The organism is Sphingomonas sp. EC-HK361, from assembly GCF_902498785.1.
Classification (GTDB): Bacteria; Pseudomonadota; Alphaproteobacteria; order Sphingomonadales; family Sphingomonadaceae; genus Sphingomonas.
In genome coordinates, this window is record NZ_LR701494.1 from 596,686 (window position 1) to 618,554 (window position 21,869).

A 21,869-nucleotide genomic window follows, 5' to 3' on the forward strand; every position below is an offset into this window, starting at 1 on the left:
GGGAGGGGAACATGCTCCAGCGCGTTCATCCCCTGGACGGAATCTCCAGCCCGCGCTGCACCGCCGGCCGCGCCAGCCCGCGATCGAGCCATGCCGCGACGTTCGGATAGCCATCGAACCCGACGAGATCGCGCGCTTCATAGAAGCCGATCAGATTGCGCACCCAGCCGAGCATGGAGATGTCGGCGATCGTGTAGTCGTCGCCGAGGAACCATGTTTTCCCGGCAAGCGCGGCATCCATGACGCCAAGCAGCCGCTTGCTCTCGGCAAGATAACGGTCGCGCGGGCGCTTGTCCTCATAGTCCTTGCCGGCGAACTTGTTGAAGAAGCCAAGCTGGCCGAACATCGGCCCGACGCCGCCCATCTGGAACATCACCCACTGGATCGCATGCCAGCGACCCGCAGCGTCGTCCGGAATGAACTTGCCGGATTTCTCCGCGAGATACAGCAGGATCGCACCGCTTTCGAACAGGGCGATCGGTGCCCCTTCCGGGCCATCGGGATCGATCATCGCGGGGATTTTCCCGTTGGGATTGAGCGAGACGAACTCGGGCGACTTCTGGTCGTCCTTCGCGAAATCGACCAGATGCGCTTCGTAAGGCAGCCCCGCCTCCTCCAGCATGATCGATGCCTTCACCCCGTTCGGCGTGTTCAGCGAATAGAGCTGGATGCGATCGGGATGCTGCGCCGGCCACCGCCGGGTGATCGGAAAGCCGGAAAGGTCCGCCATGTTCGCCTCGCATCGTTGTCGTTCTGACGACAGGTAGGCACGCAACAGGCGAACCGCTATGCCCGCCCGCAATGCAACCTTCAGAGCTTCGCGTCGCGCTGTTCAGCGGCAATTACAATTATGTGCGCGACGGCGCCAACCAGGCGCTCAACCTCCTGGTCGGGCATCTGCTGGATCGCGGGGTGACCGTTCGCGTCTATTCGCCGACCGTCGCCGAACCCGCTTTTGCGCCGACCGGCGACCTTGTCGACGTGCCCGCTTTCCCGATGATCGGCGGGCGCGGCGAATACAAGCTCGGCCGCGGGCTGCCGGCGAAGCCGCGCGCCGATCTCGAGGCGTTCCGGCCGAATATCGTCCATGTCTCCGCACCCGAATTTCTGGGGCATGCGGCGCTGACATGGGCGCGGGCGAACGGCGTCGCGTCGGTCGCCTCGCTTCACACCCGTTTCGAAACCTATTTCCGCTATTATCACGTCGGCTTCGTCGAGCCACTGATCGAACGCCTCCTGACCCGCTTCTACAACCGCGCCGACCGTGTCGTGGTGCCGAGCCCGAGCATGGGCGCGCTGCTGAAGGAATGGGGCGTGACGACCCCGATCGGCATCTGGTCGCGCGGGATCGACCATGCGCGCTTCAACCCTGCGCGGCGCGATCTCGCCTGGCGCCGCTCGCTCAGGATCGGCGACGATGAGATGGTCATCGGTTTTCTCGGCCGGCTGGTGAAGGAAAAGGGCCTCGACATCTTCGCGGACGTCGCAACGCGACTGCGCGAGCGCGGCGTCCCGCACCGCGTGCTCGTGATCGGCGAGGGCCCGGCGCGCGAATGGTTCGCCGCGCGCGTGCCGGAGGCGGTCTTCACCGGCTTCATGTCGGGCGACGACCTGGGCCGCGCGGTCGCGTCGATGGACGTATTCTTCAACCCGAGCGTGACCGAAACCTTCGGCAACGTCACGACCGAGGCGATGGCGGCCGGCGTGCCGGTCGTCGCCGCACGCGCGACGGGCGCGGTCGATCTCGTCGTCGAGGGCGCAACGGGGTTCCTCGTGCCGCCGCGCGACGTCGATGCGTATGCGGATGCCATCGGGGAGATCGTCGGTAATCCGGCGATGCGGCGCACGATGGGCGACGCCGGCCACGCCCGCGCGGCCGGCTATCGCTGGGAGGTGGCGAACGAAGCGGTGCTGCAGACCTATCTGGAACTGCTGGGCACCCGCTGATCCCATGAACCCGTTAGCTTCGAGCGAAGTCGAGAAGCGTTTCCAGGCGCAGTCCAGCGTGTCTCGACTTCGCTCGAAACGAACGGACGTGGTGATTCCAGCCAGCCCGTTTTCGCGCTAGCCCTCGCGCCAATCGAACGTCAGCGGCGCTTCGCGAAAGGCGAAGCGATCGAGGTGGCTAGCCACCACCTCGCGCATCCGTGCCCGGTCCTCTCCGTCCGGCACCCGGAGCACGACGTCCAGGCTTTCGCTGTCCGCGCGCATCTCCAGCCGGCTGCCGTTCGAAAAGTCGATCGTGCCCTCCTGCGCGTCGAACACGACCGTCATCTTGTGGCTCCAGTGCTTGGCAAGCTGCTGGAGGTAGCGGCTCGCCGAATGCGTCGGCACCCGTGCGAGCGACACGCTCATCCCGGCGCTCACCGCAGCCGCTCGATCTTCTGCGCGACCTCGTCGATCAGCGCCGCGACGTCATGCAACGTCTCTTCGGAAAACTCACCCTTCGACAGGCGGTTCTGCAGCGCGACGCGCAGATTGCCCATCGCGCGGCGGATCGGTGCGCCATCGGTGCGCTCGCGATGCTGGCCGACCGCTTCGAGCCGCGCCATCAACTCGGCGACCTGCTCGGCATTTTCTTCCAGATGTTTGCGCCCATCCTCGGTCACGGCGAAGCGCTTCTTGGCGTCATCCGACTGCTGTTCCGCAATCAGTCCCATTTCGTCGAGCAGCGCCAGCGTCGGATAGACCACGCCAGGGCTCGGCGCATAGGCGCCGCCGGTCATGTCCTCGATCGCGCGGATCAGCTCGTAGCCATGGCGTGTCTCGTCGGCGATCAGCTTCAGCAACACGAGGCGCAACTCACCGCCATCGAACATACGCCTGCCGCGGCCGGGGCCGTGGCGTTCGCCGTGCATTTCCCAACTTACCGAAAACGGCCCGCGCTGCCAGCGCCCGCCACTCCGTGGACCGCATTCGCGGCCGTGCATTCCGTGAAACATGTTCGAACTCCTATCTCGATAGCGCTAAGATATATCTTTGATGCGCGTCGACAAGACCGGCTGTGAAAAAATTTCCACACCCCCTATCTTGAACGTATGGCCGATCTGTTCGCGGGGTTCGAACCCGCCGCCCCTGCCGATATCGCTGCGCCGGACGCGCCCCTCGCAGACCGCCTCCGCCCCCGCGCGCTCGGTGAGGTCGTCGGGCAGGATCACCTGACCGGCCCCGAGGGCGCGATCGGACGGATGGTCGCGGCGGGGCGGCTTTCGTCGATGATCCTGTGGGGTCCGCCCGGCACCGGCAAGACGACGATCGCGCGGCTGCTCGCCGACGCGGTGGGATTACGATTCGTCGCGATCTCGGCGGTGTTTTCCGGCGTCGCCGACCTGAAGAAGGCGTTCGCGGAGGCAGCGGAACATGCCCGCATGGGCACGAAGACGCTGCTCTTCGTGGACGAAGTCCACCGCTTCAACCGCGCGCAGCAGGACGGCTTCCTGCCCTATGTCGAAAACGGCACGGTGACGCTTGTCGGCGCGACGACGGAGAATCCCTCGTTCGAACTCAACGCCGCACTCCTCAGCCGCGCGCAGGTGCTGATCCTCCACCGTCTCGATCGCGCTGCGCTGGAACTGCTGCTGGAGCGCGGCGAAGCGGAGATGGACCGCCCGCTCCCCCTCACCCCGCCCGCCCGCGACGCGCTGGTCGCGAGCGCCGATGGCGATGGCCGGTTCCTTCTCAATCAGGCGGAGACGTTGTTCTCGGCCGACCTGCCCGCGCCGCTCGATCCCGCGGGCCTTTCCAGCTTCCTGCAACGCCGCGTCGCAGTCTACGACAAGGACCGGGAGGGGCATTACAACCTCATCTCCGCGCTCCACAAATCGATCCGCGGCAGCGATCCACAGGCAGCGCTCTATTATCTCGCGCGGATGCTGACGGCCGGCGAGGAACCGCTCTATCTCCTCCGCCGCCTGACCCGCGCGGCAGTGGAGGATATCGGGCTCGCTGATCCGCAGGCGCTCGTCCAGTGCATCGCGGCGAAGGATACCTATGATTTCCTGGGTTCGCCCGAGGGTGAGCTCGCCATCGCACAGGCCTGCCTGTATCTCGCGACCGCCCCCAAATCGAACGCCGCCTACAAGGCGCAGAAAGCGGCCTGGCGAACGGCGAAGGAAACCGGATCGCTGATGCCGCCGGCCAACATCCTGAACGCGCCGACGAAGCTGATGAAGCAGATCGGCTACGGCAAGGACTACGCCTACGACCATGATGCCGAGGACGGATTTTCCGGCGCGAATTACTGGCCCGACGACCTGCCGCCACAGACCTTTTACGAACCGACCGAGCGCGGATTCGAGAAGCGGCTGTCGGAACGGCTCGCCTACTGGTCGCAACTCCGCGCCGAGCGCCGATCATGACCTTCGACGATTGGGATCAGGTCGTCGCCTATGCGCTGACGCTGCCTGATACCTATATGGAAAGCTTCTACGGCACGCCCTGCCCCAAGGTGAACAAGAAGGCGTTCGTCTCACCGGGCCGCGAGGCGGACAGTTTCCATGTGATGAGCCCGCACGACGAAAAGGCGGTGCTGCTGGATACCGATCCCGACACTTTCTGGCAGACGCCGCACTATGAAGGCTGGCCGGGACTGCTCGTACGCTATGGCAGCGCCGATCCGGAGCGCGTCGCACGCGTCGTCCGCCGCGCGTGGTGGGACCGCGCGTCGAAGGTGCAGCGGGGAGCGTTCGGCGATCGTCCCTGAGCATTTCAGCCGCTTCGCCGCGATCGACTGGTCGGGCGCGAAGGGAAGCCGCCACAGGGGGATTGCGGTCGCGCTTTGTGACAAGGGGGACGCGGCGCCTGTCCTCGTCGATCCGCCGGACGGCGTGTGGTCGCGGCAAGCGGTGCTCGACTGGCTGGTCGCCCGGCGCAGCGACCCAATGCTCGTCGGGTTCGATTTCAGCTTTTCTGCGCCCTTCATGGCGCGCGGCGCGCACCTGCCGGGCGAAACCGACAGCGTTCGCGCGCGTGATTTGTGGGCCTATGTCGATGCGCACAGCGCCGATGTGGATCTCGGTGCCGCGTCTTTCCTTGAAGCGCGGCGCAGTCGTCACTTCTATCTCGGCGCGGCGGACGGCGCGAAGGCCGATTTCATGCATTTTCGAGAATGCGAGACGTGGTTCAACGCGCAAGGCGGCGGCAAGCCCTCCACGGTCTACGACGCGATCGGCGCCGCGCAGGTCGCGAAATCGAGCTTTGCGGGGATGCGCCTGCTTCATCGTCTGGACGGTGCGATCCCCGTCTGGCCGTTCGACCCCGCGCCGTCCAAGGGCGCCGCGATCGTCGAAATCTACACCACCATCGCCGCCCGCGCGGCCGGCATCCGCAAGGGGCTGAGCAAGATGCGTGGCCCGGATGCGCTCGACGAAGCGCTGACGTCGCCCGCGATCGGCAGCCGCCCGCACGCGCCGCTCGCCCGCTATGACGACCACGCGACCGACGCGATCCTCACCGCCGCGTGGCTGCGCGCCTCCGCCCGGCGCACCGAGCTGTGGCACCCGCAAGCGATGACCGACGCAATCGCGCAAAGCGAGGGCTGGACCTTCGGCGTCGCCTGACGCAAAGGACGCGTGAAACGCCGGTTTAGCTCAGCTGGTAGAGCAGCGGTTTTGTAAACCGAAGGTCGCGGGTTCGATTCCTGCAACCGGCACCATTCTGGCTCGGGCATGAAGGCGCAGCAGATGACATGGCGCGGCCGCTCTCCGACCCAGTGGCTGCTCATCGCCTGCTTCGTGATCGTTGCCACCGTCACTGCCGTCGCCGTCGTCCGCACGGTGCGCGAAGTCCGCTTCTGGAACGCACACCGCGACGAGCCGATCGAGGGCTGGATGTCGATCGGCTTCGTGGCGCATTCCTATCACGTCCCGCCCTATGTGCTGGAGCAGGCGATCGGGCTGCCGCCGGGGCCGCCACCCGATCACCGCCGGCTCGCCCGCATCGCCGCCGACACCGGGGTGCCGCTGGCGACGTTGAAGGCGCGGTTGCTGAACGCGATCGTCCACGTCCGCCCGCCCTATCCGCCGCCCGGGCCGCCGCCACCGCGGCAACCGCCGGGCACGGGCAAGCCGGCATCGAGCGCGCGGTGAGCGATACCCTGCTCGGCCTGTTCGCCGATTACGGCGTCGTCGCGCTCTTCCTCATTCTCGTCTTCGCATCGGCGGGCGTACCGTTTCCATCCTCCCTGATGCTGCTCGCCGCCGGATCGGTCGCCGCGCAGGGGGAGATCGACCCGGCGCAGGCGCTTGCCGCCGCGGTCGCAGGCGCGGTGCTGGGCGACCAGATCGGCTATTGGGCTGCGCGCTGGGGCGGTCGCCGGCTCGTCCGCCGGATTACCGACGCGGTGGGCGGCGCGGACAAGGTCGATGCGGCGGAAGATTTCGCGCGCAAATGGTCGGGCGCCGGCATCTTCTTCACGCGGTGGCTGGTCGGGGCGCTGGGCCCATGGATCAACGTGACCAGCGGACTCAGCGAATATCCGTGGCCGCGCTTCATGCTCTGGGACGTTTCGGGCGAGCTGCTCTGGGTGCTGCTCTACGGCGGGCTGGGCTATATCTTCAGCGACCGCATCCAGGCGATGGCCGAGCTGCTCGGCAACGTCAGCTGGGCGATCGCCGGCGGCGCGGCCACGCTGTTCCTCGGATACCGGCTTTACCGCGCGATGAAGCCGGCCGATCTTTCCGGGGATACCGACAGGATGCCGGACGTTACGCCATCGGCATGATAAAGGTCGCCAGCTACAATATGCGAAAGGGGATCGGCGCCGACCGGCGACGCAATCCCGACCGGATCCTCGAGGTCCTGCGCGAGGTCGATGCCGATATCATCGCGCTGCAGGAGGCGGACAGACGCTTCGGCGCTCGCGCCGCGGTCATCACGCCGCATGCGCTGGCAGAGCATGGCGACTGGCAGGCGATCGACGTGGGGGTGCGCGCGGCGAGCCTCGGCTGGCACGGCAATGCGATCCTCGTCCGCCGCAGCGCGCGTATCCTCGATTGCGAACCGATTCATCTGCCGGCTCTCGAACCGCGCGGCGCGGTCAGCGCGGATGTCGCGATCGGCGATACCGTCGTTCGCGTCATCGGCATGCATCTCGATCTCTCTGGACTGTGGCGTCGCCGCCAGGCGCATGCGATCATGGCGCATGTCGATGCCTGCACCCGCCGCCTGCCGACCGTGATGATGGGCGACCTGAACGAATGGACCGCGTCTGGCGGCTGTCTGCGCGATTTCGGCCATGGCTACCGCTTCGCCGAGACCGGCCCCAGCTTCCACGCCCGTCGACCGGTGGGGCGTCTCGACCGGATCATGGTGCGGGACATGACCATCGTCGATTGCGGCGTGCACCACAGCAACACCGCGCGGCGGGCGTCCGATCACCTGCCCATCTGGGCGACGCTGGCGGCGGATTGATGCGCGAACGCGAGCTGCGCCTGGCGCTGGTCTGCTATGGCGGGATCAGCCTTGCCGTCTACATGCACGGCATCACAAAGGAGATCTGGCGCCTGGCCCGTGCGAGCCGCGCCTTCCACGACGGCGAGCCGGCGCTTGGCGGCAGCCAGGGCGTCTACCGCGCGCTGCTGGAGGAAATCGCGGCCGATGGCGACACGATGCTGCGCGTGCTGCCCGATATCGTCGCAGGCGCGAGCGCGGGCGGGATCAACGGCATCTTCCTCGCCCAGGCGCTCGCGACCGGACAAAGCCTTGAGCCGCTGACCGATCTGTGGCTGACCTCCGCCGATGTCGAGGCGCTGATCGATGCCGAAGCCGCTCCCGCTTCGCGCTTTTCCAAGGCCTGGGCGCTCCCGCTCGCATGGATGGCGGCGGGCAGGAGCGCGGAGAACATCGACGAGCTCGACCCCGGCACGCGCGACGAGGTACGCGCCAAGCTCTCCCATTTCGTCCGGTCGCGCTGGTTCGAGCCGCCTTTCGGGGGCGCGCGCTTCACCGCGCTGCTGCTCGACGCGTTCGAGGCGATGGAGGCGGCACCCAGGGGGCCGCGGCTCCTCCCGGACGGCCAGCCGCTCGATCTGTTCGTCACCGTCACCGACTTTACGGGTCATCCCGAACGCCTGCGCCTGAATTCGCCACCGGAGGTCGTCGAAACCGAGCACCGACTGGTCTTTGCGTTCAGCGATCACGGTGAGCCATCGCAGTCCCTGGGGGACGCCGCCGAACTCGCCTTCGCCGCGCGCGCCACATCGAGCTTTCCCGGCGCCTTTCCGCCGTTCAGCGTCGGCGAACTCGATGGCGTGCTGAAGGCACGGCATAGGCCCTGGCCGGGGCGCAAGGCCTTCCTTTCGCGCATCCTGCCGCGCCATGCCGCCGCCGATGCGGCGGAAAAGGCGGTGATGATCGACGGCTCGGTGCTCGCCAACGCGCCCTTCCGCCCCGCAATCGATGCACTGGCGGATCGCCCCGCCCGCCGGCCGATCGACCGCCGGTTCGTCTATATCGACCCCTCGCCGGGCATGAAGTTTCGCCTTGCACGCGAAGCGAGCGAGGTGCCGGGCTTTTTCCAGACGATCCTCGGCGCGGTGACAGAATTGCCGCGTCACCAGCCGATCCGCGACAATCTGGACGCCATCGCCGAACGCTCCGCGCGGATCGAGCGGATGCGTGCGATCGTCACCGCGATCCGCCCCGAGGTGGAGCATGAGGTCGAATCGCTGTTCGGCTACACGCTGTTCCTCGATCGCCCCACGCCGGCGCGCCTCTCCGCCTGGCGAAAGCGCGCGAATGCCGGTGCTGCGGCGAAGGCGGGCTATGGCTTTGCGGCCTATGGCCATCTGAAGCTTGCCGGCGTCATCGAAGGGATGACCCAGCTTGCCTATGCGATCGGTGGCGAGCCCGGCCCGCAGCGCTGGCGGAGGATACGCGGCGCGATTGCCGATACGCTGCGCGAACGCGGGCTGGACGAGGCGGCCGCCGGCTCGGCCGACGACCCGACGACCATCGCTTTCCTGCGCGAACACGACATCGCCTTTCGCCTGCGCCGTCTGCGGCTGCTGTCGCGCCGCATCGTCGCGCTCGAAGCCGATGTCGCGGAGGCTTCGCTGCAACCGATCCGCGATGCCGTCTACGAATCGCTTTCCGCCTATCTTGCCGCAAAGTCGCCGCCGCGGCACGCGCCGCTGCGTCAGCAGATTCGCGCGCTGCGCGGCGATGCGGCCCCGGTCATCGATGCGCTCGCCGCATCGCTCGATCTCAAGCGGATCGATGACGAGACCGATGCGCGACTGGCCGATGCGCTGACCGCGCTCGCCAAGGATGTGCGCCGTCCGCTGCTGCTCGCCTATCTCGGCTTTCCCTATTTCGACGTCGCGACGCTCCCGCTGCTCCAGGGCGAGGGCCTCGATGAGTTCGATCCGATCAAGGTCGATCGCATCTCCCCGGACGACGCGCGCTCGATCCGCGGCGGCGGTGCGGAGGCGACGCTCAAGGGCATCCAGTTCAACAGCTTCGGCGCGTTCTTCAGCCGCGCCTACCGCGAAAACGATTATCTGTGGGGGCGTCTCCACGGCGCGCAACGACTCATCGACATCACCGTCTCCGCACTCCCCGACACGATCCGGCTGAAGCCGGGACGCGTCGCCGCGATCAAGCGACAGGTGTTTCTCGCGATCCTCGACGAGGAGGCGCCCCGGCTGACCGCGGTTGCTTCGCTGATCGCCGCCGTCCGCCGCGAGATCGGCTGAGCCACCTCTGGTCAAGCGATCGCATCGGGGCTAGCTTTTGCGGCGCCCGCATGGGAGGCGGCAGCCATGCAGTTTCTCAAGATCCTCTTCTGGTGCCTCATCGCCTTCATCGCGGCGCTGTTCACCATCGGCAACTGGACCACGGTCCCCGTCCGCGTCGGCGGCGGACTCATCGCCGAAACCAACCTGCCGCTCCTGCTGCTCATCGTCTTCCTCATCGGCTTTCTCCCGACGCTGCTCTATCAGCAGGCAACCAAGTGGCGGCTGCGTCAGCGGCTCGCGGCGACCGAGCGCGCGCTGAGCGAGATTCGCCTTGCAGCGGGTCCGCCGGCTACAAGCGCGATGGCCCCGCCGCTTTCGCCAGCCGGCGTCCCGATCCCGCCGGTAGGCGAGCCTCGGCCATGACGAGCAAGATCTACGTCGCGCTCGACACCCCCGATCTCGACCGGGCAAAGGCGATCGCAGAGCGCGTTCGCCACCATGTCGGCGGAATCAAGCTCGGTCTTGAATTCTTCCTCGGCAACGGCCGGCAGGGCGTGCGCGAGATGGCCGATATCGGCCTTCCCATCTTTCTCGACCTGAAACTCCACGACATCCCCAATACGGTCGGGAAAGCGATCCAGTCGCTGCGCCCGCTCGAGCCGGCGATCCTGACGGTGCACGCCGCGGGTGGCCGCGCGATGCTGGAGGATGCGAAGGCCGCAGCGCCATCGGGGACGAAGGTCGTCGCGGTGACGATGCTCACCAGCCTCGACGACGGCGATCTTCGCACCACGGGCGTCGCGGGCAGCGCGCACGATCAGGTGATGCGCCTGACCGAACTCGCCATGAGCGCGGGCGTGGACGGCATCGTCTGTTCCGGCGAGGAAGTCGCCGCCGCGCACCGGCTCTGGCCCAAGGGTTTCTTCGTCGTGCCCGGGGTGCGCCCAGGCAACGGCGCGGTCGGCGACCAGAAGCGGGTCGTCACCCCGCGCGCCGCGCTCGACGCCGGCGCCTCGATCCTGGTCGTCGGGCGGCCGATCACCCAGGCCGAAGACCCCGACCACGCCGCGCGGGAAATCGGCGCGACGCTGTAAGTCGCGCGCCCTTCCCTCGCCCGCCGCGCGCGCTATATCGCCGCGATGCCAGTGGCCAAGATTTGCGGCGTCACGACGCCGGCGGCACGCGATGCCGCGATCGAGGGCGGCGCGCGCCACATCGGCTTCGTCTTCTTCGCGCCCAGTCCACGCGACGTCGGCTTTGAGCAAGTCGCAGCGCTTGCGAGGGACATCCCTTCCCACGTCCAGCGCGTCGGCGTCTTCGTCGATCCAGACGATGCCGTGATCGACCGAGCCGTCGCGGCGAGTAGGCTCGAAGCGCTGCAACTGCACAAGACGGCGCCCGATCGCGTCGCCGCCTTGCGAAGGCGAACGGGCCTGGAAACCTGGGCGGCGGTCGCGGTCAAGACGCGCGCCGATCTCGACCGCGCCGCGGCTTACCGCGATGCCGCGACGCGCATCCTCTATGACGCCAGGACGCCGGACGATGCGTCGCTGCCCGGCGGCATGGGCATCCGCTTCGACTGGGGGCTGCTCGATGGCTTCCACCACCCGCTTCCCTGGGCGCTGTCGGGGGGGCTGGATTCCTCGAACGTCGGCGAGGCCATCCGCCGCACCGGCGCCATGATCGTCGACGTCTCCTCCGGCGTCGAGTCCGCGCCCGGCGTCAAGGATGTGGACAAGATCGCGACGTTCCTTAAAGCCGTGGACCACGCATGAACGCTCCAAATTCCTTCCGGGCACAGCCTGATGATCGTGGCCATTTCGGCCAGTTCGGCGGTCGCTACGTCGCCGAGACGCTGATGCCACTCGTTCTCGATCTCGATCGGGAATATCGCGCGGCGAAGGCCGACCCGGCATTCAAGGCCGAGTTCGACGACCTCCTCGAACATTATGTCGGTCGCCCCAGCCCACTCTACCACGCGGAGCGGCTTACCGCGGCGGTGCGCGAAGGTGCCGAGCAGGGGATGGGTGCCGAAATCTGGTTCAAGCGTGACGAGCTGAACCACACCGGCGCGCACAAGATCAACAATTGCATCGGCCAGATCCTGCTCGCGATCCGCATGGGCAAGACGCGGATCATCGCAGAAACCGGCGCCGGCCAACACGGCGTCGCGACCGCGACCGTCTGCGCGCGTTTCGGCCTGCCCTGCGTCATCTATATGGGCGCGCGCGATATCGAGCGGCAGCAGCCGAATGTCTTTCGGATGAAGCTCTTGGGCGCCGAAGTTCGCGCCGTGACTTCAGGTGCCGCGACGCTGAAAGACGCCATGAACGAGGGGCTGCGCGATTGGGTCGCGAACGTCCACGACACCTTCTACATCATCGGCACCGCCGCCGGCCCGCACCCCTATCCCGAGCTTGTCCGCGACTTTCAGAGCGTCATCGGCATCGAAGCGCGGGCGCAGATGCTTGCCCGCACCGGCCGCCTGCCCGACCTGCTGGTCGCGGCGATCGGCGGCGGATCGAACGCGATCGGGCTGTTCCATCCCTTTCTCGACGATCCGGACGTCGCGATGCTCGGCGTGGAAGCTGCGGGTCACGGACTGGACAAGGACCATGCCGCCAGCCTCGCCGGCGGCTTTCCCGGCGTCCTGCACGGCAACAAGACCTATCTGCTCCAGGATGAGGACGGCCAGATCACCGAGGCACATTCGATTTCGGCGGGCCTCGACTATCCCGGCATCGGTCCGGAACATGCGTGGCTGCGCGATATCGGCCGGGTAGAATATGACTCCGCCACCGATAGCGAGGCGCTCGACGCGTTCCAGCTGCTCTGTCGGACGGAAGGCATCATCCCAGCGCTCGAGCCTTCTCATGCGATTGCAGCCGTCACGCGGAAGGCACGAGAAATGCGGGAAGATCAGATCATCCTCGCCAATCTGTGCGGTCGTGGCGACAAGGACATCTTCACCGTCGCCGAGGCGTTGGGGGTCGCGATATGAGCCGCCTCGGTTCGGCCTTCGAGCGCGCGAAGGCCGATGGTCGCGCGGCGCTCGTCACCTTCGTGACCGCCGGCGATCCTTCGCCAGCCGCGACCGGGGCTATCCTCGATGCGCTGGTCGAGGGCGGCGCGGATGTCATCGAGCTGGGTATGCCCTTCACAGATCCGATGGCGGACGGGCCTGCAATCCAGGCGGCGAACATCCGCAGTTTGGATGCCGGGACGACAACTGCCGACATCCTGCGCATCGCGAAGGAATTTCGGACGCGCCACGCTGGCATCCCGCTAGTCCTGATGGGCTATGCCAATCCGATGCTCCGCCGCGGCGCCGCGTGGTTCGCCGACGCCGCACAGGAAGCCGGTGTCGATGGCGTGATCTGCGTCGATGTGCCCCCCGAGGAGGACGACGCGCTTGGCCCGGCGCTCCGCGCCGCCGGGCTCGACCTCATCCGCCTGGCGACGCCCACCACCGACGCCGCGCGGTTGCCGGCGGTGATCGATGGCGCCTCGGGCTTCCTCTATTATGTGTCGGTGGCGGGCATCACCGGGTTGCAGCAGGCCGCGCAGGATTCGATCGAGGCCGCGGTCGCGCGGATCAAGGCCGCAACCGATCTGCCCGTCGCGGTCGGTTTCGGCATACGGACACCCGAACAGGCCCAAGCGATCGGCGCGGTCGCCGACGGCGTCGTCGTCGGCTCGGCCATCGTCGAGATCATCGCCGCGAACGGTGCTGATGCACCCGCCGCCGTCATCCCCTATATTCGCAGTCTCGCCGACGCGGTTTCGTCGGCCCGAAGGATTCCCGCATGAGCTGGCTTTCTAGTGTTCGCAATGCCTTGTCGCTGGTTGTTCCTACCAAAAAGGAAACGCCCGACAATCTCTGGCACAAATGCAAGGGCTGCGGGCAGATGGTGTTCGCCAAGGAAATGGAGGAAAACCTCCACGTCTGCCCGAAATGCGACCATCACGAACGGATCGGCCCGCGTGACCGGTTCGCCTATCTGTTCGACGAGGGCAGCTCTGCCGAACTGCCCGCGCCCAAGGTCGCCGAAGACCCGCTGAAATTCCGCGATTCCAAGAAATATGCCGACCGGCTGAAGGCCGCGCGCGTCGCGACCGGTGAGGCGGACGCGTTCGTCAACGCGCGCGGGCGGATCATGGGCCACAAGGTGGTCATCGGCGTGCAGGACTTCGCGTTCATGGGCGGATCGATGGGCCAGGCGGTCGGCGAGGCGTTCATTCGCGGCGCGCAGGCGGCGATCGAGGACAAATGCCCCTTCATCGTCTTCACCGCGTCCGGAGGCGCGCGCATGCAGGAAGGCATATTGAGCCTGATGCAGATGCCGCGCGCGACCGTTGCGATCCAGATGCTTCACGACGCGGGGCTACCCTACATCGTCGTGCTGACCGATCCCACCTCCGGCGGGGTCATGGCGGCCTATGCCATGCTGGGCGACGTCCACATCGCCGAACCCAAGGCGACGCTCGCCTTTACCGGCCGCCGCGTGATCGAGAACACGATCCGCGAAAAGCTGCCCGATGATTTCCAGACTTCCGAATATTATCTCGAGCATGGGATGATCGACATGGTCGTGCACCGCAAGGCGCTTCGCGAGAAGCTGGCGACCGTGATCGAATATCTTTGCCCGGAACGGGCCGCGGCCTGATCGCGCCCTGATCGCACAAGGATAGCGGCGATGCCCGACCACGCCGTCTCCTCCTCGCCTGCCGTTCAGGCACAGCTGGACCGGTTGTGGTCGCTCTCGCCCGGCGCGGATGTGCTGGGGCTCGATCGGATCACGCGGCTGCTCGATCGTCTTGGCAACCCGCAACGCAATCTGCCCCCGGTCTTCCATGTCGCCGGGACGAACGGCAAGGGATCGACCTGCGCCTTCCTGCGCGCCGCGATCGAGGCGGCGGAAAAACGCGTCCACGTCTATTCGAGCCCGCATCTCGTCCGCTTCAACGAGCGGATAAGGCTCGCCGGCGAGCTGATCGACGACGCCCATCTCGCCGCACTACTCGAAGAGGTGCTCGATCACGCCGATGGCCTGCGGGCGAGCTTCTTCGAGGTCACGACCGCGGCTGCGTTCCTGGCCTTCGCGCGCACCCCCGCGGACGCCTGTGTGATCGAGGTGGGGCTAGGCGGTCGGCTCGATGCGACCAACGTCATCGCACGCCCCGCCGTCACCGGAATCGCCGCGCTCGGCATCGATCACCAGGCATTTCTCGGCGAGACGCTGCCGGTGATCGCCGCGGAAAAGGCCGGCATCGCCAAGGAGGGCGTTCCCCTCGTCACCCTCGCCTACCCGCCCGAGATCGCCGCGGTGATCGACCGTATCGCGACCGAGCGACGCGCGCCCGTCGTGATGCAAGGCCGCGACTGGACCTGGACGGGCGAGGACGGCGTGGTGCGCTATCATGACGCCAAAGTTGCGATTGCGATGCCGATCCCGACCCTTGCCGGCGACCATCAACGCGATAACCTCGCGCTCGCCGCGGCAATGATCCGCAACCAGTCGGCCCTTCGCATGCCTGAGGAATCCATGGCGGAGGCGTCCCGGCAGGCGACATGGCCCGCCCGCATGCAGAGGCTCGATCGCGGCGACCTGGTCGATTCGCTCCCCGCGCATTGCGCGCTGTGGCTCGACGGGGCGCACAACCCCTCGGCGGCGGCGCGCGTCGCGGACGCCTTTATCGAAGCAGCGCCGCGCGGGCCGCGCATCCTCATTCTCGGCATGCTCGCCAACAAGGATGCGGCCGGCGTGCTGGGAGCCTTTGCTCCGGTCGTTGACCTCGTGGTCGCCGTCCCGGTTCCCGGGCACGACGAGCATGATCCGCAAGCGCTGGCCGACCAGGCGCGGGGGATGGGCCTGAACGCAGAAGCTGCTGGCGATATCGCCGCCGCGCTCCGCCTGGCGTCGACGGCGCAATCGAATGTAGCAGCCATCCTCATTGCAGGCTCGCTCTACCTCGCCGGCGAGGCGCTCAAGCTCAACGGCACCCCGCCCGACTGACCCCACTTTATTTGCGATTGACTTGCAATAGCGACTTGCGAGACTGTCCTCGCAAAGGAGTCGCGTCAATGGACATCGTTTCGGTGAGTCGCCCCCTGCCCCATTCCCTGCCCGCCGGCGGAACGGCACGCCTTGCCCTGTTCGTTGTTCGCCGGATCGGTGCGCACGGGCTTCACGATGCACGCGCCACGCAGATCATGATGCAGGCTTTCGGCACCGGATTCCGACGCCCGCTGTCCCTGATGCGCGCGATGATGGCCGATCTCGCCGCGAGTGCTGCCACCTGCCTGACCATCGCACCGTGCTGCTGCGCGCGCGCAACCGACGCCGAACGCGCGCTGCTCCTGCTGCTGGAATGCGCGGAAACGCGACCGGCACGCGCGCGGCTGCTGCTCGCCGACCTGCTCGGGAACCGATCCGTGGATGGCGCGCTCGCCAGCATCGCAGCGGTGTCGGCGGCCTTTGCCGATCTCGGGCACCCGATCGTCCTGAGCGACTGATCTGGCGAACAGCGGTTTCGCGAATCGCGCGGGGCGCGCATAGTCGCCCGCATGGCGCATTCCGGCTTCGTACCGCTTCGTATCTTTTCGTCCTACACCATGCTCGACGGTGCGATCGAACCCAAGGCGATCGCGAAGTCTGCGGCGAAACTGCGCTTTCCGGCTGCGGCACTTACCGATCGCAACGGTCTCTACGCCGCCATGGCGTTTTCCGACGCGGCGATGGGCGCCGGCGTCCAGCCGGTGATCGGCACGATGCTCTCGATCGCGCGACCGGGCATGCCGGACGGCGCCGCGCCCGTCGTCGACTGGATCGCGCTCTACGCGCAGGACGCCGCGGGCTATGACAATCTGTGCCAACTCGTCAGCCGCGCGCATCTCGACCGGCCTATCGACCAGCCGCCCCATGTCGAGCTGTCGACACTGCGAGAATTCAGCGCCGGCCTGCTCGCGCTGACCGCCGGCGGCGAAGGGGCGGTCGCGCGGCTGTTCGCGGAAGACCAGCCGGCGCGCGCGCTGGCCTATGCGGAGCAGCTTGCCGAGGCGTTCCCGGACCGCCTCTACATCGAACTCTCGCGCCGCGGCGATGCGATCGAGGAGGCCGCCGAGGAGGCGCTGATCGATCTCGCCTACGCCCGCGACCTGCCCCTTGTCGCCACCAACCCCTGCTGCTTTGCGGAGGCCGATTTCGGCGAGGCGCATGACGCTATGCTGTGTATCGCCAGCTCCAGCTACTTACAGAGCGAGGATCGTCCCCGCAGCTCGCCGGACGCGTGGATGAAGCCGGCGGACGTCATGGCGACATTGTTCGCCGACCTGCCCGAAGCGATCGCGAACACGCTCGTCGTGGCCCAGCGCTGCGCCGTCGCCGCGCCCAAGCGCAAGCCGATCCTGCCGAGCCTTGCGGGCGACCGCGACGGCGAGGCGGCGATGCTGCGCGAACAGGCGCGCGCGGGACTCCACGCCCGGCTCGACCGGATCGCGGCATTCGCGGCAGAGCCAGCTCCCGATGGCTGGCGCGATCCCTATATCGCGCGGCTGGAATTCGAGCTCGACGTCATCATCCAGATGGGGTTTCCGGGCTATTTCCTGATCGTCGCCGATTTCATCAAATGGGCGAAGGACCACGATATTCCCGTGGGACCAGGGCGCGGTTCGGGTGCGGGCTCGGTCGTCGCCTGGTCGCTGACGATTACCGATCTCGATCCGCTGAAGCTGGGTCTGCTGTTCGAACGCTTCCTGAACCCGGAACGCGTGTCGATGCCCGATTTCGATATCGACTTCTGCGAAACGCGGCGCGGCGAGGTCATCCGCTACGTTCAGGAACGATATGGCCGCGATCAGGTCGCGCAGATCATCACCTTCGGAAAGCTGAAGGCGCGCGCGGTGTTGAAGGACACCGGACGCGTCCTCCAGATGAGCTACGGTCAGGTCGATCGGCTCGCCAAGCTGGTGCCCAACCATCCGACCGACCCGTGGGACCTCAAGCGCGCGCTCAACGGCGTGCCAGAGCTGGCGCGCGAATATTCGAACGACAATCAGGTCCGCCACCTGCTCGACCTTGCGACGCAGCTGGAGGGCCTGCCCCGCCACAGCTCGACCCACGCCGCCGGCGTCGTCATCGGCGATCGCCCGCTCGCCCAGCTCGTCCCGCTCTACCGCGACCCGCGATCGGACATGCCCGTCACACAGTTCGACATGAAATATGTCGAGGGCGCCGGGCTGGTGAAGTTCGACTTCCTTGGCTTGAAGACGCTTTCGGTTCTCAAGAAGGCTGTCGAACTACTTAAGAAACGAGATATAGTTGTCGATCTCGATACGCTGTCATGGGACGATGAAGCGACCTTCAAGCTCATGCAGAGCGGCAACACGGTCGGGGTGTTCCAGATCGAGTCGGAGGGCATGCGCCGGACGCTGACCGCGGTGAAGCCGACCGTTTTCGAGGACATCATCGCGCTCAACGCGCTCTATCGGCCGGGTCCGATGGACAATATCCCGATGTTCGGCCGTCGCAAGAATGGCAACGAAGCCATTGAATATCCTCACGCCCTTCTCGAACCGATCCTGCAAGAGACGTATGGCATCTTCGTCTATCAGGAACAGGTGATGCAGGCTGCGCAGATCCTGGCGGGCTACACGCTGGGCGGCGCCGACATGCTCCGCCGCGCGATGGGCAAGAAGATCAAGGCCGAGATGGACGCGCAGCGCGCGATCTTCGTCGAGGGCTGCGCACAGGTGAACGGGATCGCCAAGGCGAAAGCCAACGAGCTGTTCGACTTGATCGACAAGTTCGCCGGCTATGGTTTCAACAAGAGCCACGCCGCGGCCTATGCGCTGCTCACCTATCAGACGGCATGGCTGAAGGCGCATTATCCGCACGAGTTCTTCGCGGCATCAATGTGTTACGACCTGCATCTGACAGACAAGCTCGCGATCTTCGTCGATGACATGCGTCGACTCGGCGTCGAATGCCTGCCGCCCGATATCAACGCGAGCGAAGCCGAGTTCGATGTCCAGGCGACGTCGGACGGCCACGCCGTGCGATACGCGCTTGCGGCGCTCAAATCGGTCGGCGAAGGCGCGATGGAACGGCTGGTCGAGGAACGCCAGGCGAGCGGCGCGTTCCAGAGCCTAGACGACCTCGCCGATCGCGTCGATCCGCGATTGCTCAACAAGCGCCAGGTCGAGACGCTCGCTGCTGCCGGCGCCTTCGATACGCTCGAACCCAACCGCGCCGGCGTGTTCGCCGCGGCCGAGACGATCCTCGCGGTGGCGGCCAGCAACCATGCGGCACGGATCAGCGGCCAGGGTGGGCTGTTCGGCGATAGCGCGGTCGCAGGCGACACGATCAAGCTGCCCGCGGGCGCCAACTGGTCGCTCGCCGAGCGGATGGAGCAGGAGAAGGAGGCTTACGGCTTCTACTTTTCCGCCCATCCCGTCGATCGCCACCTGCATCTTGCCCGCAGCCACGGCGCGCGCAGCTTCGTCGCGCTTGGCGAGCTGTCGATCCCCGACGATGGCACGCGGACCGGCGCGACGATGGCGGTGCTGGTCGAGGACGCGCGCTGGCGCACCTCGGCGCGCGGGCGGCGCTACATGATGGCGACGATGTCCGACGCCAGCGGCCAGTTCGTCGCAACCTGCTTCGACGACGCGGTCGCCGCCGATCTGGAGGACGCCGCGAAGAACGGCGGATGCGGGCTCATCACCGTCGAACTCGACAGGCGTCCGGGCGAGGATACGCCGCGCGTGTCGGTGAAACGAATCCAGCCGTTCGAGACGCTGGCATCGACCGCGCGCTTCGTGCTGGAGATCGCAGTCGATGATGCGGCCGCCATCCCGGCGCTTGCCGCCACACTCGCCCCGCACCGCGGCGCGCGGGGTGAGGTTCGCCTCAAGGTTCTTGTGCCGACAGGCGGAACCGCAACGCTGCTACTCGGGCGCGACTTCCTGCTCGACGGCGAGCTTGCGGGCCGGATCGAGACGTTGCACGGTGTGACCACCGCCTTGCTCAAGCCGTCAGAAACCCGGCTCGCGCTCGTCGGCTGACGCGGGAGACCGGGCGGCGTTCGCTCCGGCCGATGCGATCGACACGAACGGGAGAGCGTGGGCGGTGCTTGGCGGAATGCAGGATTTCGAGCTGCGCGTACCGCGCCTCATCGATCACGCGGCGCGCGAACATGGCGCGCGGGAAATCGTCACACACTGGGCCGATGGCCGCGAGACGCGCACCGACTGGGCCGGCATCGCACGCGATGCGCGCAAACTGGCGCAGGCGCTCGAACGAATGGGCGTGGGCCGTGGGGACCGGGTCGCGACGCTGGCGATGAACCACGCGCACCACCTCGTCGCGTGGTATGGCGCGATCGGCATGGGCGGGGTCGTCCACACTATCAACCCGCGCCTTTTCGACGAACAGCTCGTCTACATCGCCAATCACGCCGAGGATCAGGTGCTGTTCTACGACATGGCCTTCCAGCCGATCGTCGATCGATTGAAAAGCCAGTGGACCAGCATCCGTCATTATGTCGCGTTCGACGATCTCGGGCTGCAGGGCTTTGCCGCGCTGATCGATCGCGAGGACGACGACTATGAATGGGTCGAGGGGCCGGAACGCGAGCCGTGCATGCTCTGCTACACCAGCGGCACGACCGGCAATCCGAAGGGCGTTCTCTACGAACACCGCTCCACGATGATCCACGCGATGGCGGAGGTTGCGCCATGGGTCTTCGATCTCGCGCCGAGTTCGGTAGTGCTGCCCGTCGTCCCGCTCTTCCACGCCGCCGCCTGGGGCCTGCCCTTCGCCTGCGCGCTCGCCGGCGCGAAGCTCGTCTATTCCGCCGTCAATGATCCGGCCGTGCTGTGCCGGCTGATGAACGACGAAAAGGTCACCCATTCGGCCGGCGTGCCGACGGTGTGGCTGTCGATGTTCCAGCATATCGATGCGACCGGGGAAAGTCCGCGCCACCTGAAGCAGGTCACGATCGGCGGTTCGGCGGCGCCGCGCGCGATGATCGACCGGATCATGGGGATGGGCGCGACCGTCAAGCATCTGTGGGGGATGACCGAAACCTCACCGATCGGCACGGCGGGCAACGAACCGCCGGACTGGGCGAGCATGACTCGCGACGCCCAACTCGACCGGATGTGCAAGCAGGGGAGTATTCCGTTCGGGATCGAGCTGCAGGTCATCGACGACGATGGCGCTGTGCTGCCGCGCGACGGCAAGAGCTCGGGTCGCCTGCAGGTGCGCGGGCCCTGGGTCGTGAAGCGCTATTTCGGCGCGGATCAGGACGCGGTCGATGCCGGTGGCTGGTTCGACACCGGCGATGTCGCGGTGCTTCACCCGGACGGCACGATGCAGATCACCGATCGTTCGAAGGACGTCATCAAATCGGGCGGCGAATGGATCAGCTCGGTCGAGCTGGAAAACGCCGCGGTCGGCTGCGCAGGCGTGGCGGAAGCCGCCGCCATCGGCATCGCGCATCCCAAATGGGACGAACGCCCGCTCCTTCTCGTCGTGCGCAAGCCGGGATCGGCCGTATCACCCGACGAGATCAATGCGCATCTGAGGAAGCATGTCGCCAAATGGTGGCTGCCCGATGCGATCGAGTTCGTCGATTCGCTCCCGCACACCGCGACCGGCAAGCTGCTGAAGACGGCGCTACGGGACCAGTTTCGGGACTATCGACTGCCCGACGCGCGCCTCGCCGGCTGATCAGGCGCGGCCGAAGCCTCCGGGCGATGCACGGCGACCGAACCCGCCGGCGGGCCGGCGCTCGGCCAGTGGATTGGCCTCGCGCTCCAGCAGCGCGAGCGTCTGTTCGAACATCGGGCGCAATGCGACGATATCCTCGATCGCCTGATCCGGCGTATCACGCGATTCGACGCAGTCGCGCGCGATGACCTCGATCCGCTCGGCCATGTCGGCCAGCGGTTCCGCGCCGAACTGCCGCGCCTCGCCCTTCAGCGTGTGCGCGGGAATCACCATCGCGGTCGCGTTGCCGCTGCGCATCGCGTCCTCGATCGCGGCGACCGACTTGACGCCATCTTCGCGGAAATACCCCAGGATCCGCACGAATCCCGCGCCCAGCTCAGCACGGGCGCGCGAAAAGGCGGCCCAGTCCACCAGAGTGCTACCTTCGAACGACACCGTGATCTCCCCCTATCGGCGC

22 protein-coding genes and 1 tRNA gene are annotated in these 21,869 nt (G+C 66.9%); 19 read left to right on the plus strand and 4 right to left on the minus strand.

Annotated features, from left to right (window positions below):
- Positions 1-25 precede the first annotated feature (25 nt).
- A complete protein-coding gene (locus BOS5A_RS10120) occupies positions 26-730 on the minus strand; it encodes a glutathione S-transferase C-terminal domain-containing protein (protein WP_151955006.1) in 705 nt (234 codons plus the stop codon).
- A gap of 71 nt (positions 731-801) precedes the next feature.
- On the opposite strand from BOS5A_RS10120, the gene BOS5A_RS10125 reads away from it, so the two are divergent.
- The gene (locus BOS5A_RS10125; protein ID WP_151955007.1) at positions 802-1,947 is read left to right on the plus strand and encodes a glycosyltransferase family 4 protein; all 1,146 of its coding nucleotides are present in this window, start codon (positions 802-804) and stop codon (positions 1,945-1,947) included.
- Between the two features lie 117 nt (positions 1,948-2,064).
- Here the strand turns inward: BOS5A_RS10125 and BOS5A_RS10130 are convergent, their stop codons facing one another.
- Positions 2,065-2,355: a DUF2218 domain-containing protein gene (locus BOS5A_RS10130; protein ID WP_151955008.1), complete on the minus strand. Its 291-nt coding sequence runs from the start codon at positions 2,353-2,355 to the stop codon at positions 2,065-2,067.
- 8 nt (positions 2,356-2,363) lie between these two features.
- Positions 2,364-2,942, minus strand: a complete 579-nt coding sequence (locus tag BOS5A_RS10135; RefSeq protein WP_151955009.1) for a PadR family transcriptional regulator — start codon at positions 2,940-2,942, stop codon at positions 2,364-2,366.
- 96 nt (positions 2,943-3,038) lie between these two features.
- Here BOS5A_RS10135 and BOS5A_RS10140 point away from each other — a divergent pair, with 96 nt between their 5' ends.
- From BOS5A_RS10140 to BOS5A_RS10225, 18 genes are all read left to right on the plus strand, one after another.
- On the plus strand, positions 3,039-4,358 hold the full coding sequence (locus BOS5A_RS10140) for a replication-associated recombination protein A (RefSeq protein WP_151955010.1): 1,320 nt from the start codon (positions 3,039-3,041) through the stop codon (positions 4,356-4,358).
- Positions 4,355-4,702: an MmcQ/YjbR family DNA-binding protein gene (locus BOS5A_RS10145; RefSeq protein ID WP_151955011.1), complete on the plus strand. Its 348-nt coding sequence runs from the start codon at positions 4,355-4,357 to the stop codon at positions 4,700-4,702. Before BOS5A_RS10140 ends, BOS5A_RS10145 begins: the two co-directional genes overlap by 4 nt.
- Positions 4,692-5,558 (plus strand): hypothetical protein, encoded by an 867-nt coding sequence (locus tag BOS5A_RS10150; RefSeq protein WP_151955945.1) that lies wholly within the window; start codon positions 4,692-4,694, stop codon positions 5,556-5,558. The genes BOS5A_RS10145 and BOS5A_RS10150 overlap by 11 nt, the downstream gene beginning before the upstream one ends.
- Before the next feature lie 19 nt (positions 5,559-5,577).
- A tRNA-Thr gene (locus BOS5A_RS10155) sits at positions 5,578-5,653 on the plus strand.
- 13 nt (positions 5,654-5,666) lie between these two features.
- Positions 5,667-6,086, plus strand: coding sequence for a hypothetical protein (locus BOS5A_RS10160; RefSeq protein ID WP_151955012.1), 420 nt, complete (start codon positions 5,667-5,669; stop codon positions 6,084-6,086).
- On the plus strand, positions 6,083-6,721 hold the full coding sequence (locus BOS5A_RS10165; RefSeq protein ID WP_151955013.1) for a DedA family protein: 639 nt from the start codon (positions 6,083-6,085) through the stop codon (positions 6,719-6,721). Before BOS5A_RS10160 ends, BOS5A_RS10165 begins: the two co-directional genes overlap by 4 nt.
- Positions 6,718-7,410 carry an endonuclease/exonuclease/phosphatase family protein gene (locus BOS5A_RS10170; protein WP_151955014.1) on the plus strand — a complete coding sequence of 231 codons (693 nt, stop codon included), beginning with the start codon at positions 6,718-6,720 and terminating at the stop codon, positions 7,408-7,410. The genes BOS5A_RS10165 and BOS5A_RS10170 overlap by 4 nt, the downstream gene beginning before the upstream one ends.
- Positions 7,410-9,695, plus strand: coding sequence for a patatin-like protein (locus tag BOS5A_RS10175; protein ID WP_151955015.1), 2,286 nt, complete (start codon positions 7,410-7,412; stop codon positions 9,693-9,695). Before BOS5A_RS10170 ends, BOS5A_RS10175 begins: the two co-directional genes overlap by 1 nt.
- A gap of 66 nt (positions 9,696-9,761) precedes the next feature.
- Positions 9,762-10,100 (plus strand): lipopolysaccharide assembly protein LapA domain-containing protein, encoded by a 339-nt coding sequence (locus BOS5A_RS10180; RefSeq protein WP_151955016.1) that lies wholly within the window; start codon positions 9,762-9,764, stop codon positions 10,098-10,100.
- Entirely contained in the window at positions 10,097-10,771 is a 675-nt protein-coding gene (gene pyrF / locus BOS5A_RS10185) for an orotidine-5'-phosphate decarboxylase (protein WP_151955017.1), read from the plus strand. Before BOS5A_RS10180 ends, pyrF begins: the two co-directional genes overlap by 4 nt.
- Positions 10,772-10,816: 45 nt before the next feature.
- Positions 10,817-11,452, plus strand: a complete 636-nt coding sequence (locus BOS5A_RS10190; protein ID WP_151955018.1) for a phosphoribosylanthranilate isomerase — start codon at positions 10,817-10,819, stop codon at positions 11,450-11,452.
- Positions 11,449-12,678 (plus strand): tryptophan synthase subunit beta, encoded by a 1,230-nt coding sequence (trpB, locus tag BOS5A_RS10195; RefSeq protein WP_151955019.1) that lies wholly within the window; start codon positions 11,449-11,451, stop codon positions 12,676-12,678. The genes BOS5A_RS10190 and trpB overlap by 4 nt, the downstream gene beginning before the upstream one ends.
- Positions 12,675-13,487, plus strand: a complete 813-nt coding sequence (gene trpA, locus BOS5A_RS10200; RefSeq protein WP_151955020.1) for a tryptophan synthase subunit alpha — start codon at positions 12,675-12,677, stop codon at positions 13,485-13,487. Before trpB ends, trpA begins: the two co-directional genes overlap by 4 nt.
- Complete coding sequence (accD, locus tag BOS5A_RS10205) at positions 13,484-14,344, plus strand: acetyl-CoA carboxylase, carboxyltransferase subunit beta (RefSeq protein WP_151955021.1); 861 nt, start codon at positions 13,484-13,486, stop codon at positions 14,342-14,344. The genes trpA and accD overlap by 4 nt, the downstream gene beginning before the upstream one ends.
- A gap of 30 nt (positions 14,345-14,374) precedes the next feature.
- Entirely contained in the window at positions 14,375-15,694 is a 1,320-nt protein-coding gene (locus BOS5A_RS10210) for a bifunctional folylpolyglutamate synthase/dihydrofolate synthase (RefSeq protein ID WP_151955022.1), read from the plus strand.
- A 68-nt stretch (positions 15,695-15,762) separates the two neighbouring features.
- Entirely contained in the window at positions 15,763-16,194 is a 432-nt protein-coding gene (locus BOS5A_RS10215; protein ID WP_151955023.1) for a DUF6628 family protein, read from the plus strand.
- A 51-nt stretch (positions 16,195-16,245) separates the two neighbouring features.
- Positions 16,246-19,743, plus strand: a complete 3,498-nt coding sequence (dnaE, locus tag BOS5A_RS10220; RefSeq protein ID WP_151955024.1) for a DNA polymerase III subunit alpha — start codon at positions 16,246-16,248, stop codon at positions 19,741-19,743.
- Between the two features lie 76 nt (positions 19,744-19,819).
- Positions 19,820-21,412 (plus strand): long-chain fatty acid--CoA ligase, encoded by a 1,593-nt coding sequence (locus tag BOS5A_RS10225; protein ID WP_151955025.1) that lies wholly within the window; start codon positions 19,820-19,822, stop codon positions 21,410-21,412.
- Here the strand turns inward: BOS5A_RS10225 and BOS5A_RS10230 are convergent, their stop codons facing one another.
- Positions 21,413-21,847 (minus strand): Hpt domain-containing protein, encoded by a 435-nt coding sequence (locus tag BOS5A_RS10230; RefSeq protein ID WP_151955026.1) that lies wholly within the window; start codon positions 21,845-21,847, stop codon positions 21,413-21,415.
- Positions 21,848-21,869: the final 22 nt, after the last annotated feature.

Excerpts from the sequence above, each read along its gene's own strand:
- BOS5A_RS10225 (WP_151955025.1), top strand. The coding sequence starts at position 19,820 with ATGCAGGATTTCGAGCTGCGCGTACCGCGCCTCATCGATCACGCGGCG.
- BOS5A_RS10210 (WP_151955022.1), top strand. The coding sequence starts at position 14,375 with ATGCCCGACCACGCCGTCTCCTCCTCGCCTGCCGTTCAGGCACAGCTG.
- BOS5A_RS10170 (WP_151955014.1), top strand. The coding sequence starts at position 6,718 with ATGATAAAGGTCGCCAGCTACAATATGCGAAAGGGGATCGGCGCCGAC.
- trpB (WP_151955019.1), top strand. The coding sequence starts at position 11,449 with ATGAACGCTCCAAATTCCTTCCGGGCACAGCCTGATGATCGTGGCCAT.
- dnaE (WP_151955024.1), top strand. The coding sequence starts at position 16,246 with ATGGCGCATTCCGGCTTCGTACCGCTTCGTATCTTTTCGTCCTACACC.
- BOS5A_RS10125 (WP_151955007.1), top strand. The coding sequence starts at position 802 with ATGCAACCTTCAGAGCTTCGCGTCGCGCTGTTCAGCGGCAATTACAAT.
- trpA (WP_151955020.1), top strand. The coding sequence starts at position 12,675 with ATGAGCCGCCTCGGTTCGGCCTTCGAGCGCGCGAAGGCCGATGGTCGC.
- BOS5A_RS10130 (WP_151955008.1), bottom strand. The coding sequence starts at position 2,355 with ATGAGCGTGTCGCTCGCACGGGTGCCGACGCATTCGGCGAGCCGCTAC.
- pyrF (WP_151955017.1), top strand. The coding sequence starts at position 10,097 with ATGACGAGCAAGATCTACGTCGCGCTCGACACCCCCGATCTCGACCGG.
- BOS5A_RS10145 (WP_151955011.1), top strand. The coding sequence starts at position 4,355 with ATGACCTTCGACGATTGGGATCAGGTCGTCGCCTATGCGCTGACGCTG.
- BOS5A_RS10180 (WP_151955016.1), top strand. The coding sequence starts at position 9,762 with ATGCAGTTTCTCAAGATCCTCTTCTGGTGCCTCATCGCCTTCATCGCG.
- BOS5A_RS10190 (WP_151955018.1), top strand. The coding sequence starts at position 10,817 with ATGCCAGTGGCCAAGATTTGCGGCGTCACGACGCCGGCGGCACGCGAT.
- BOS5A_RS10140 (WP_151955010.1), top strand. The coding sequence starts at position 3,039 with ATGGCCGATCTGTTCGCGGGGTTCGAACCCGCCGCCCCTGCCGATATC.
- BOS5A_RS10215 (WP_151955023.1), top strand. The coding sequence starts at position 15,763 with ATGGACATCGTTTCGGTGAGTCGCCCCCTGCCCCATTCCCTGCCCGCC.
- BOS5A_RS10120 (WP_151955006.1), bottom strand. The coding sequence starts at position 730 with ATGGCGGACCTTTCCGGCTTTCCGATCACCCGGCGGTGGCCGGCGCAG.
- accD (WP_151955021.1), top strand. The coding sequence starts at position 13,484 with ATGAGCTGGCTTTCTAGTGTTCGCAATGCCTTGTCGCTGGTTGTTCCT.
- BOS5A_RS10135 (WP_151955009.1), bottom strand. The coding sequence starts at position 2,942 with ATGTTTCACGGAATGCACGGCCGCGAATGCGGTCCACGGAGTGGCGGG.
- BOS5A_RS10175 (WP_151955015.1), top strand. The coding sequence starts at position 7,410 with ATGCGCGAACGCGAGCTGCGCCTGGCGCTGGTCTGCTATGGCGGGATC.
- BOS5A_RS10160 (WP_151955012.1), top strand. The coding sequence starts at position 5,667 with ATGAAGGCGCAGCAGATGACATGGCGCGGCCGCTCTCCGACCCAGTGG.